This is a genomic window from Pseudomonas sp. 3B-A001-10F (assembly GCF_056313565.1).
On record NZ_JBQYFW010000011.1, the window covers coordinates 52,688 to 64,782 of the forward strand.

The following is a 12,095-nucleotide window of genomic DNA, read 5'->3' on the forward strand; positions in this document are numbered from 1 at the left end:
GCTGAAGATCACTCTGGCGTCTGGTAGCGCTGGGCAACCTCAGATTGGCGGATTTGCCCGATCAGGCCCAGCCGTGCGCCCTGCAGGGCATCCCAGCGCTCTGCTTCGTGCAGCGGCGGAATGGTCACTGGTTCGCGACGATCGAAGCCGACGAGCGCAGCATCCACCAGATCACCCACCTCCATGATTTCGCTCAAAGTGTTGATGTCGACGCCGGAACGATCCCAGATTTCCGTGCGCGTGGCGGCGGGCAGGACGGCTTGCACGTAGACGCCCTGAGGCGACAGTTCCAGGCTCAGACCCTGAGACAGGAACAGCACAAAAGCCTTGGTCGCGCCGTAGACCGTCATGCCGAACTCCGGTGCGAGGCCCACCACCGAACCGATGTTGATGATCGCACCGTCACCGGCCTTCGCCAGGCGTGGAGCGATGGCGCTGGCAAGCCGCACCAGTGCGGTGGTGTTGAGGGCGACCAGTTGCGCCACTTTGTCGGTGCTTTGCTCGACGAAATGGCCAGACAGCGCCGCACCGGCGTTATTGACGAGGACGCCGATGCGGGCATCGTCGCGCAGGCGGTTTTCAACGGTGTTCAGATCGCCCGGTTGGGTCAGGTCCGCCGGGATCACATCGACGGCGACGTCGTGTTCGCTGCGCAAGCGCGCGGCCAGTGCATCCAAGCGCGCCTGATCGCGGGCGACCAGTACCAGGTCGTGGCCGCGTTGCGCAAAGCGTTCGGCGTAGACCGCGCCGATGCCGGTGGAGGCGCCAGTGATCAGAACAGTAGGGCGAGTGCTCATGGTTTATCTCTCTTTGAGGGTGTGAGAAACAGAACGCGCTTAGCTTGCGCTGATGCTTGATTCAGCCAGCGGCGATTGATGTTGTTCCGTGCCCGTTGATGAAGATCGTTGTTGCGAGCAATTAGGATGATGATCTAAATCTAAACTGTCAACGGTTTTGATTATGGCCAACATCTATGTATCATCGGACGCAGGATTTCCCCGGAAACACGAGGTATTGCACGTGAGAGTGACCAAGGCCCAGGCGCAGGCCAATCGAGAGCACATCGTTGAAACCGCTTCAGAGCTGTTCCGTGAGCGCGGTTTTGACGGCGTCGGCGTGGCGGACCTCATGGCGGCTGCCGGTTTTACCCATGGTGGTTTCTACAAACATTTCGGGTCGAAGGCCGACCTGATGGCCGAAGCCTCGGCGTGTAGTCTGGCCAAATCGCTGACAGCCGCCCAAGCACTGGATGTTCCGGGCTTCATCAACGTTTATGTGAACAGAGAACATCGCGACGGACGCGGCGACGGTTGCACCATGGCCGCGTTGGGCGGCGACGCGGCGCGCCAGTCGGATGAGGTGAAAGCGACGTTTGCCGAGGGCATTGAGCGCACCCTGCAAACCTTGGGCGAGAAATACCCGAGCGGGCCGGATGCCGAGGCGGGTGAGGGGCGCAAGAAGATGATTGACCTGCTGTCGCGGGCCGTCGGCGCGATTATCCTGTCGCGTTCCTGCCCGGATGATTCCGCGCTGGCAGACGAGATTCTTGAGGTATGCCGCGCAGAAATGCTCGCTTCGTTGCCGACCGAAAACGCCGTCGCAGAGTAGCCGCGCGGCTCATTCAGCGAGCGCTTTGGCCCTGACGATGGAAAACGCCTGCGGCAGCTGGGCGCCATTCTTCGCCGCAAGAATCTCGGCCATCACGCTGACGGCGATTTCCGCAGGTGTCTTGCTGCCAATGTACAGGCCGATCGGCCCGTGCAGGCGTTCAAGCGACGTCTCGGTTTCACCAAAATGTTCAATCAGGCGTTCGCGGCGCAACTGGCTGTTGCGCCGCGAGCCGATCGCACCGATGTAGAACGCCGGGCCGTGGAGCGCTTCGAGCAAGGCCAGATCGTCGAGTTTGGGGTCATGACTCAAGGCGACGATGCAGGTGCGCAGATCGACCGCGAAGTCGCGGACCACGTCGTCCGGCATGCCGACAATGCGCTCCACACCGTCTACCGCCCAAGTCTCGATGTACTCGGGACGCGGATCGCACACTGCCACCTTGAAACCGTTGAACAAAGCCATGGTGGCTAGATATTCGGCCAGCGCGCCGGCACCGATCATCAGCATTCGATAGCCCGGCCCCAAGGTGTTGAGCATCTGCACGCCATCGAAGCTGAACTGTTCCGGCGTCGCAGTCGGTTCAAGCATGACCTCACCGGACTCCAACGCCAGACGACGGCGAACCAGTTGCCCGGCGTCCAGTTGCGTCAGCAGTTCATCGAGCGACTGCCACGCCGGGTTGAACTCAAGGATCAGTTCAAGCGTGCCACCGCACGGCAAGCCAAAGCGATGCGCCTCATCGGCGCTGACGCCATAACGCACCACTTCTGGCGTGCTGCCACTGAAAGCGCTGCCGCCATGGGCCGTGGTATAGCGATGGATCAGATCATCCTCGATGCAGCCGCCGGACACACTGCCCACCACGCGACCATCGTCACGCAAAACCATCATCGAACCGGTCGGACGCGGTGACGAACCCCAGGTGCGCGCCACCGTGGCGAGCAACACACGCTCGCCAGCGGCAAGCCAGTCCCGCGCTGTGCGCAGGACCAGCAAGTCGATGCTTTCCATCAGTGTCTCCTCTTAGCGCATCTGCAGAATGATCGGGCTGCTGCTGGCCGGATCGGTGTGTTCACGCAGCTTGCCCACCGTCTGCGCATCAACCGCAGTGCTTTGATTGCCCCAGGTGCTGCGCATGAAGGTCAGCACTTCGGCGATCTGCTGATCCGACAGCTGTTCACGGAAGGCCGGCATGCGATAGGCATCCGGCACGCCGGCCGCCACCACGCGTTGCGAACCGTTCAGGGTGATGTTGATCGCCGAGGCGCTTTCCTTGGCCAGTGCAGAAGTCGCGCCGGCCAGCGGCGGCATCCATTCGGACTGGCCCTTGCCGTCCAGACCATGGCAGGAAGCACAGCGCGTCACGTAGGTATGAGCACCGGGCGAGTCCAGACGCTCCGCCGCCGAAACCGCTTGATACTGCCACGGCGCGCCATCTCGTTCGCGATCCCCGGGAAGCGACTTCAGGTAGTGGGCAATCGCGGTCAGATCGTCATCGCTCATGAACTGCGTGGAGTTGTTGAACGCCTCAGTCATCGAGCCGTAGACCACCGCGTGTTGGTTGCGACCGGTCTTGAGGAACTGCACGATCTCCGGTTCGCTCCAGCGGCCCAGCCCGGTGTTGTGATCATCACGCAGGCTCGGTGCGTACCAGCCATCGAGCAAAGCGCCAGCGAGGTACGGCTTACCGGCCTCATCCAGTGCCTTCTCGTTGAACGCCAAACCGCGCGGCGTGTGGCAACTGCCGCAATGCCCGGCGCCCTGGACGAGATAAGCGCCACGGTTCCACTGTTCATCCTGCGACGGTTTGGCTACGTAGGGTTCGGCGTCGACAAACACGCCATTCCACAGCGCAATCGGCCAGCGCAGGTTCAGCGGAAACGGAATCGCACTGGGGATGTTCGCCTGTTTCACCGGCGCCACGCCTTTCATGAAGAACGCATACAGCGCACGCACATCGTCATCACTGAGCTTGGCGTAGGACGGGTAGGGCATCGCCGGGTACAGACGGCGACTGTCGGGCGCCACGCCGTGGCGCACCGCTCGGTCGAAGTCCGCCAAGCTGTAGTGGCCGATGCCGGTTTCCGTGTCCGGGGTGATATTGGTCGCATGGATTGAGCCCAGCGGCGTGGCCATTTCCAGACCGCCAGCGAATGGCGCGCCCCCTGGCACGCTGTGGCAGGCCACGCAATCGCTGAGTCGGGCGACGTATTCGCCACGGGCGACCAGCGCCGGGTCGATGTCGGCCACGGCGATCTGATGGGTTTCCAGGCGCGAGACAGGCTCGCGGGTGACATACCAGGCCAGCAGGCCTGCCGCGACCAGGCACGGCACTGCCAGCCAGCCAGCGGTTCTTGCGAATCGGCTGTTATTCATGGACGCTCCGGCGCTGATCAAGTGAAGGTGTGTCGGCTCATGGGCAGGCTGCGCACCCGCTGACCGGTTAGCCTTGCCACCGCGTTAGCGACGGCGGGCGCGACCGCAGGCAACGGCGGTTCACCGATGCCACCCATTTTTTCCCCGCTCTCGACCACACGCACATGGACCCGAGCCATCCGCGCAGGCGGCAGGATCGGGTACAAGTCGTAATTGCGCGCCCGGGGTTTGCCATCAATCCACACGGCTTCTTCCACCAGGGTTTGCGACAGCCCCAGCGCCACAGCGCCATTGACCTGCGCTTCGACAATCGCCGGGTTGACGATGCTGCCCGGGTCAATCGCTTGCCAGATATCGTGCACCTTGACTTGGCCGTTCTCGATGGACACCTCGGCGATCACCGCCGTCTCGGTACCGAACGGCGAAGCCATGGCCACGCCGCGCGCACGTTTGCTGCCATCCTCGGCGGTAAACGGGCCGCGCTTCCAGCCTCCGGATAGCTCACCCACCGCTTGCAGCAGAGTGGTCAAGCGCTTGTTGTCGCGTAACAGATGCAGTCGCAAATCGAACGGGTCTTTGCTGCCCTTGTCGGCCAGTTCGTCGAGGAACGATTCATAGAAGAAGTCATTGAGGGAATTGCCCACCGAACGCCAGTAACCGAGCATGGCCGGGCCTTTGACGTAGATCTGCGCGATGCGCTTGTTAGGGATCGCGTAGGACTTGCCGGACAAGCCTTCAAGCGCCGTCGGGTCGAGTTTTTCTCCTTGTTTGCCGGCGAGGGCTTCGGTCGGGCCTTCGGTGGCACTGATCGCTTCGATTGCCAGCGGCCAGCCGTCGCTGTCCAGCGCGGCGCGGAAATTCACCGCGGCAACGGGACGGAGCACGTCACGCAGGAACTCTTCTTCGCGACTCCAGATCAGTTTGACCGGACGGCCAACTGCCTTGGACAGCGCAATCGCCTGCGGATAGGGACTGGCCGAGTCGTAGAGAAAATGCCGACCGAAGAAGCCACCCAGCAGCGGCGAATGCAAGGTGATGCGCGACGGATCAAGGCCAGTGCGTTTAGCGATGTCGGCGCGGAACATGTCCGGCGCCTGATTCGGCAACCAGACTTCCAGCGAACCGTCCGGGTTGAATCGGGCCAGTGCTGAAGGCGGCTCCAACTGGCCGTGGTTCAAGTATTGGTTGTGGTAAGTGGCGTCAATCCGGGTCTTGGAATCCTTGAGGATCGAAGCCACGTCGCCTTCATGTTCATCATCTTTGGCCGGGCCTTTATCTTCAGCGAGACGCTTGAACCAGGCATCGCTGGAAAAGTCAGCGGGCATCGGCCGCACTTTGCTGTCGGCCGTTGGCTCTTGCCAGTCGACCTGAATCGCCTCGACGGCACGTTTGGCGTGCCACCAGCGCTCGGCGACTACCGCCACGGCACCCGGCAGACGATGCACGGAATGCACGCCTTTCATCGCCTTGACCTGCTCTTCGTTGCGCAGGTTGCCCACGGTCATGCCCAGACGCGGGGCATGTTGCACGGCGGCATGGAGCATGTCGTCGACCTTCAGATCGATGCTGTACAGCGCCTTGCCGGTGGACTTGTCGTAAGCATCGAGGCGCTTCACCGGTTTGCCGATCCAGCGGAACTGGCTCGGATCACGCAGCTTCACGGAGGCCGGATCGGGAACCGGCAGATCCATCGCGCGCTCGGCCAGTTCACCGTAAGCCAGCGAGCGGCCCGACTTGGCGTGCACGACTTTGCCTGGCTCGGTGCTCAACTCGCTCACTGGTACGCCAAGTTGCTGCGCACCCGCCTGCAATAACATGGCGCGGGCGAGGGCGCCGAGGCGGCGCATCACCGGGTAACTCATGCGCACCGACATGCTGCCGCCAGTGATGCGCATGCCGTTTTCCAACACCACATAGGCTTCGCCGGGCGGGGCGGCCTCGACCAGAAAGGTCGACGGATCGGCATCCAGTTCTTCACCGACAATCTGCGCCATTGCGGTGAACGTACCTTGCCCGCCCTCCATGAACGGGCAGAGCAGACGCACGCGGTTGTCCGGGCGGATTTCGAGAAACGCCGGTACCTGCGTGCCGCGCTCAGCCGTCGCCGTTGCCACGGCAGCTTGCACGCGCGTCGCACCCAGCGGCAGGCCGAAGCCGAGGACCAGTGCGCCGACGGCGGTACCGGTGAGAAAACGTCTGCGCGAAACATTGATCGGTTCGTGCAGATCCAGTACCGAGGCTTGCTGTGAAGGGTCGATACGAACGTTCATCACGCTTCTCCCTTGCCGGCCAGCTCATGCACGGCGGCATGAATCGCGTTGTAAGTACCGCAGCGGCACAGATTGACCATCGCTGCCTCGATCTGCGCATCACTCGGTTTAGGGTTTTGTTTGAGCAGCGCAGTGGCGGCCATCACCTGCCCGGACTGGCAGTAGCCGCACTGCGCGACCTGCAGATCGACCCAGGTCGAGACCACCCGTTTGCCCACGTCATCGCTTTCGATCGCCTCAATCGTGGTGACCTCGCGGCCGACGACACCCGCCACCGGCGTGACGCACGAGCGCACGACGTTGCCATCCACCAGCACCGAGCAGGCGCCACATTGCGCCAGTCCGCAGCCGTACTTGGTCCCGGTCATGCCCAGATCATCGCGGATCACCCAGAGCAAGGGCGTATCGGCGTCGGCATCGACCTGATAGGTCTTCTGGTTGATTCGTAGTTCCATGATTCACCCGCTGATCATCGGTTGACGTGCATTGTTATGAGCGGAGACGCGCGGCGAGGCGCATCACCGGTGTTCGTTCAATTCGCGACTGTGCCGAGCGCTTCTGCCTCGAATGGCTGCCCGCGCAAAAGGGCGATGTCACGACTCGGCGCGGTGCCGAACAGCCGGGCATATTCGCGGCTGAACTGCGAAGGACTTTCATAGCCGACCGCAAACGCCGCTCGCGAAACGTCCAGGCGTTCTACCAGCATCAGACGGCGGGCCTCGTTGAGCCGCAGCCATTTCTGGTACTGCAGCGGACTCATGCCGGTGAGCTGGCGGAAATGATGGTGAAAGGTCGGCGCACTCATCTGCACCCGCGCGGCCAGATCGTCGATGCGCAGGGCATCTGCGTAGTTGAGCTTGAGCCAGTCAATCGCTTTGGCGATGCGATAACCCTGACCATCGACGGCCGTGATCTGCCGCAGCCGCGCACCTTGGTCGGTGTGCAGCAAGCGATAGTGGATTTCGCGCAGAATCAGCGGCGCCAGCACCGGGATCGCCTCGGGTTCATCGAGCAATGCCAGCAGGCGATCAAGTGCGCCCTCCAGCGCGGGCGACAGGCTGCCAATCGCGGCGCCCGTGCCCGTTGCTGGCTGCCGCTTGGCCGGCAAGCCGCTCTTGGTGATGACTTCGGCGAGCATGCTCACATCCAGTTTCAGCACCAGGCCGACACAAGGCTGTTGGGGACTGGCGAGCATCACTTCGGAGTTGGCGGGCAGGTCCAGCGACGTCACCAGAAACCGTGAAGGATCATAGCTGTAGCCCTCACCACCGACCCACAAGCGCTTTTCGCCGCGACCGACAAGAATCAGGCTGGGTTCAATCATGCACACCACGGGCGGCGCCGGCTGATCGCGACGAAACAGCGACAGCCCGGGTATGACTGTGGCGAAGTCACCCGGCGCGCTCACGCGCGGGTCAATGTTCAACGCCAATGGCGATTCCTGGGGAAGAGGGGTAGGGATCATGTCGGGTCACTCCTGTTGACCGAACTCTAATCCGCGCGCGAGACGTTTCCTATCCATCACCCTGCATCGCCAGAGGATCAGGCAAGCATTCAAGAGGAATGCGCTAGGGAAGGGCCGGATTGACCGGGAGAATGTGTCTATCTGTTACAGGGGCGGTGCCCGCAAGGGCGATTAACTGCTTGCCCCTGCGCATCACATCCACACGTTTTTTTGCACCACAGGTAGTTCCCATGACGTTTCCTTCTACAGATCCTTCTAAAAGAACAGGCGGCTGGAGCGCCGTGCTGGCCATGTCGCTGGCCGCATTCGCTTTGGTCGCTTCGGAGTTCATGCCCGTCAGCCTGCTGACACCGATTGCGGCTGATCTGCACATCACTGAAGGCCAGGCCGGGCAGGGGATTTCCGTGTCCGGTGCATTTGCCTTGATCACCAGCCTGCTGATTGCCTCGGTCGCCGCTCGCGTCGAACGCAAGAAGCTGCTGCTGGGCCTGACCTTGCTGATGATCGTCTCCGGTACGGTCGTCGCGGTCGCACCGGGTTACCCGTCATTCATGTTCGGACGTGCGTTGATCGGGATCGCGATTGGTGGTTTCTGGTCTCTGTCGGCGGCGACTGCGATGCGTCTGGTGAAGCCTGAACAGGTTTCGCGAGCGCTGGCCATCGTCAATGGCGGTAACGCCTTGGCCACGGTGATAGCCGCTCCGGCGGGGAGCTTTCTCGGTTCGCTGATCGGCTGGCGTGGGGCATTCTTCTGTGTGGTTCCGGTCGCAGTGCTGGCCGCCGTCTGGCTGCTGATCAGCCTTCCGTCGTTCAAGGCCGAGCGCCAGGCCGGTAGCGGCAACGTCCTGCGGCTGATGAAGCAATTGCCAGTGGCCTTGGGCATGGTCGCCGTCAGCGTCTTTTTCATGGGCCAGTTCATGCTGTTCACCTATCTGCGTCCCTTTCTTGAAGGCGTGACGGGCGTCAGTGTCTCAACCTTGTCCTTGATGCTGCTGGGGTTGGGACTGGCCGGTTTTATCGGCACCTTTCTGATTGAAAGGTTTATGGGGCGTGGCCTCTACCGCACGTTGACCATCATCCCGCTGATCATGGCGGTCATCGCGCTGGCGTTGGTCAGCTTCGGCAAATCACCGGTGCTGACCGCCATGTTGCTCGGACTCTGGGGACTGGTGGCTACCGCCGCGCCGGTCGGCTGGTGGACATGGCTGGCGCAAACGCTGCCGGATGATGCGGAGGCTGGAGGTGGCTTGCTCGTGGCGATTGTTCAACTGGCGATCGCAGGAGGCGCAATCATTGGAGGTCTGGCCTTCGATCTGAGTGGTTACAAAGCCACATTCGAGCTTAGCGCCGCTGTCTTGGTTGTCGCCTCAGTGCTGGCCTGGCTGGCGGGGCGCAATGCCACGGAAGTGCATCTTGTCGAACCGACAGCTCATTCGAGCGCTGTTTCCGGCGCTCCTGAGTCCCGATTTGTCTGATCACGCAGGAAGCTGCTCAGTGCACCAATGACGGTTGGGTCGCGACCGAGACAGTGAAGACCACGACAAACAGCACGACGAGTCCCCAGAACAACACCATGACTGTCAGCATGACGACCTTAAGGCCTTGATAAAGCCTGCGCAGCCAATAGCCTTCGGGTTTTGCGTCTGCGCGGGCTCTGAGTAGGCCTTTCAAATAGAAGCCGAGCAGCGCAAGCAGTGCGCCATCTATCGCCAGCGCAGGCAGGCCGGCTAGGGGGAAAATGCTTTCCCAGCGATAGAAAGAAGACCGGCTCAGAAAGACCACATAACAAGTCAGACTGCCGTAGGGCAGTGCTCTCCACCATTTGCCGGCCAGCGCCCCGACCATCAGGCACATGATCACCATGAACGGGCTGAGGAGAATATGGATCATCCAGTCCAGTACGTTGGGCAAGTAGTCCGGGGAATGGATGTTGCGCCAGAGGTGTTCCAACATTGTTTGGGCTCCTGCCGTCCATGAAGTAAGTGCTGCTGCGGTGCTTCCGTGCTGCAGCATGGTATCGGCGTGTTTTCGGGTTACATAAGGGTGTTATGTGAATTGGGTAAGAACCGACGTTCGCGAAGGACCGGTTCCGCCCCTTAACCACCGTTTACACAGCTCGATCGCTAGAGTTCCAGCCAGTCAGAATGAAGCTGCGGAAATCGCTCTTGCAGCCACTCAATAAAAGCTTGAACCTGGGGCGCCAGATGAGTCCGGCTCGGGTATAGCAACGACACCGGGCGAGGGGCTGGCCGATAAGGCTTTAGAATTTCCACCAAACCGCGACTTTCCAAATGCTTGGCCACGGCGATCCCGGGTGCCTGAATTATTCCGAAGCCCGACACGCCACACTGAACGTACGCATTCGACTCGGTGACGGTGATGCCAGCGTCAGGCACAAAGGACCGATTTTGACCTTTCACCGAAAAATGCCAGGGCAATGTTCTGTTGCTCTGACCGGACAAGAAGTTAACGCCTCGATGGGAGGCCAGATCGTCGAGTGTCTTGGGTTCGCCATGCTCTTTCAAATACCCGGGCGCGGCACACGTCACCATCGTCGCCATCGCGATAGGGCGAGCGATCAAGCTCGAATCCGGTAGATCGCCGATGCGCAATGCACAGTCGACGCCTTCGCCGATCAAGTCGACGGCCCGATCAGTCACGCCCAGAATCATGTTGATACTGGGGTAGCAGACGGTGAATTCTTTAAGGCTATTGATGAATTTCATCTGCGCGAAGGCGCTTGGGATATCGACGCGCAGCCGGCCTGTGAGCGTTGCTCCTGATCGATCGAACATTGAGGTCGCAGCAGAAATACCCGCCAGAATTTCCTGTACCCGCTCATAGAACCTCTCGCCCTCGGCGGTGAGTGCGACCTTTCTCGTGGTGCGCTGGAACAAGCGCACGCCCAGTGACGTTTCCAGCTCCTGGATATACCGAGTGACCTGCGGTCGCCCGATGTCCAGCGATTCGGCAGCTTTGGTAAAGCTGCCAAGTTCGGCAAGCCTGGCGAACAGTCGCATCGATTGAAGCAATTCCATGACGCTTTCCTATGAGCCCGGACATCAACGGTTGAACATGATTGTTATCCAATAATAGAACAATCATGTCTTTTTCCACGCATTTATTGCGCACCTTCAACAGCGAAAAATGCACCCAAGGCGGAACCGGCTTTGGTTCGAGGCCATTGATGTGTAATCGGAGACTGGCAATGAAAGCTTGGTTATTGAAAGATTTCGGACTCGACAACCTGCAATTGGGAGAGCTTGCGACCCCGCAACCGAAGGCTGGCGAGTTACTGGTGAAGGTCGGCGCTGTCTCGCTCAACTTTCGCGACAAGGCTATCGTCGACGGCATTTATGAACCGCACATGGTGCCCAAACCTCTGATTCCCGTAAGTGATGCAGCCGGCACTGTGGTTGCGATTGGTGACAACGTCACGCGTTTTAAAGTCGGTGATCGCGTCAACTCCCACCTTTATTCACGCTGGCTGGATGGCGAGCCAGGGCCGAACGAACCCGATTACTGCTTCGGCTCGCCGTTGCCCGGCGGTCTGGCCGAATACATGATCATCCATGAAGACAGTGCCGTCGGTGCACCCGACAACATGAGCGACGAAGAGGCGGCAACACTGCCCATTGCTGCGCTCACAGCCTGGTATTCGCTGGTGGACTTTGGACAAATCCAGCCGGGCCAAACCGTATTGGTTCAGGGCACTGGAGGTGTATCGATATTTGCCGTCCAGATTGCTACTGCACTTGGTGCGAAGGTCATTGCAACGTCGAGCAGCGACCAGAATCTGCAAACTGTGACGGGACTGGGAGCCGTGGCTGGCATCAACTACAGAACGACTCCGGAATGGGCGGACGAAGTGCTGAAGCTGACCGAAGGCAAGGGCGTGGATCTGCTACTCGATGTGGCCGGTGGCAGCGGCATCAATCAATCGGTCGCAGCAACCAAAGCATCGGGGCGCATTGCGCAGATCGGCTTTCTGACAGGACAAACCGTTGAGCTCAATCTGATGCCACTCATTTTCCGTCAGACGACCATTCGCGGAATCGCCGTGGCGCCGCGCTCATCATTCGACCGGATGAATACTTTCCTCAACGAGCACAATATCCGTCCCGTGATCGATCAGGTCTATCCGTTCGAGAAAGCACGAGAAGCTTACGAGCATCTCGCGAGGGGAGCATTTGGGAAGGTTGTGATCAAAGTCGCCTGATAACGTAAAGGCGCCAATCTGGCGCCTTTTTTCTCGCCCATCGCAGCAGATTCTGATGTCAACGCATAAGCAGAGGCCGTCGGACGCCCCATTCCGAAGGCGCTACGTGAGTTTGAAAAAACTTGCTAATCACAATCCACTTGCCATCAACTTT

At 60.6% G+C, this 12,095-nt stretch carries 11 protein-coding genes; 3 read left to right on the top strand and 8 right to left on the bottom strand.

The window, feature by feature from the left end:
* Nucleotides 1-8 precede the first annotated feature (8 nt).
* Nucleotides 9-797 carry an SDR family NAD(P)-dependent oxidoreductase gene (locus AC0ZWN_RS12805; RefSeq protein WP_476335280.1) on the bottom strand — a complete coding sequence of 263 codons (789 nt, stop codon included), beginning with the start codon at nt 795-797 and terminating at the stop codon, nt 9-11.
* Nucleotides 798-1,020: 223 nt separating this feature from the next.
* Here AC0ZWN_RS12805 and AC0ZWN_RS12810 point away from each other — a divergent pair, with 223 nt between their 5' ends.
* A complete protein-coding gene (locus AC0ZWN_RS12810; RefSeq protein WP_476335281.1) occupies nt 1,021-1,608 on the top strand; it encodes a TetR/AcrR family transcriptional regulator in 588 nt (195 codons plus the stop codon).
* A 9-nt stretch (nt 1,609-1,617) separates the two neighbouring features.
* Here AC0ZWN_RS12810 and AC0ZWN_RS12815 read toward each other — a convergent pair whose 3' ends face one another.
* The 5 genes from AC0ZWN_RS12815 to AC0ZWN_RS12835 all read right to left on the bottom strand — a co-directional run bounded on the left by AC0ZWN_RS12815 (nt 1,618) and on the right by AC0ZWN_RS12835 (nt 7,722).
* Entirely contained in the window at nt 1,618-2,622 is a 1,005-nt protein-coding gene (locus tag AC0ZWN_RS12815; protein ID WP_476335282.1) for an XdhC family protein, read from the bottom strand.
* A gap of 12 nt (nt 2,623-2,634) precedes the next feature.
* Nucleotides 2,635-3,987: a c-type cytochrome gene (locus AC0ZWN_RS12820; RefSeq protein WP_476335284.1), complete on the bottom strand. Its 1,353-nt coding sequence runs from the start codon at nt 3,985-3,987 to the stop codon at nt 2,635-2,637.
* A 17-nt stretch (nt 3,988-4,004) separates the two neighbouring features.
* On the bottom strand, nt 4,005-6,257 hold the full coding sequence (locus AC0ZWN_RS12825; protein ID WP_476335286.1) for a xanthine dehydrogenase family protein molybdopterin-binding subunit: 2,253 nt from the start codon (nt 6,255-6,257) through the stop codon (nt 4,005-4,007).
* Nucleotides 6,257-6,712: a (2Fe-2S)-binding protein gene (locus tag AC0ZWN_RS12830; RefSeq protein WP_007955170.1), complete on the bottom strand. Its 456-nt coding sequence runs from the start codon at nt 6,710-6,712 to the stop codon at nt 6,257-6,259. The genes AC0ZWN_RS12825 and AC0ZWN_RS12830 overlap by 1 nt, the downstream gene beginning before the upstream one ends.
* Nucleotides 6,713-6,789: 77 nt before the next feature.
* A complete protein-coding gene (locus AC0ZWN_RS12835) occupies nt 6,790-7,722 on the bottom strand; it encodes an AraC family transcriptional regulator (RefSeq protein ID WP_476335287.1) in 933 nt (310 codons plus the stop codon).
* 230 nt (nt 7,723-7,952) lie between these two features.
* Between AC0ZWN_RS12835 and AC0ZWN_RS12840 the strand changes: the two genes are divergently transcribed.
* Nucleotides 7,953-9,197, top strand: coding sequence for an MFS transporter (locus AC0ZWN_RS12840; RefSeq protein ID WP_476335288.1), 1,245 nt, complete (start codon nt 7,953-7,955; stop codon nt 9,195-9,197).
* Nucleotides 9,198-9,213: 16 nt separating this feature from the next.
* Here AC0ZWN_RS12840 and AC0ZWN_RS12845 read toward each other — a convergent pair whose 3' ends face one another.
* Both AC0ZWN_RS12845 and AC0ZWN_RS12850 read right to left on the bottom strand, forming a co-directional pair.
* The gene (locus tag AC0ZWN_RS12845; protein ID WP_476335289.1) at nt 9,214-9,675 is read right to left on the bottom strand and encodes a hypothetical protein; all 462 of its coding nucleotides are present in this window, start codon (nt 9,673-9,675) and stop codon (nt 9,214-9,216) included.
* Nucleotides 9,676-9,845: 170 nt separating this feature from the next.
* The gene (locus AC0ZWN_RS12850) at nt 9,846-10,760 is read right to left on the bottom strand and encodes a LysR family transcriptional regulator (protein ID WP_476335291.1); all 915 of its coding nucleotides are present in this window, start codon (nt 10,758-10,760) and stop codon (nt 9,846-9,848) included.
* 170 nt (nt 10,761-10,930) lie between these two features.
* On the opposite strand from AC0ZWN_RS12850, the gene AC0ZWN_RS12855 reads away from it, so the two are divergent.
* Entirely contained in the window at nt 10,931-11,941 is a 1,011-nt protein-coding gene (locus AC0ZWN_RS12855) for a zinc-dependent alcohol dehydrogenase family protein (RefSeq protein WP_476335358.1), read from the top strand.
* Nucleotides 11,942-12,095: the final 154 nt, after the last annotated feature.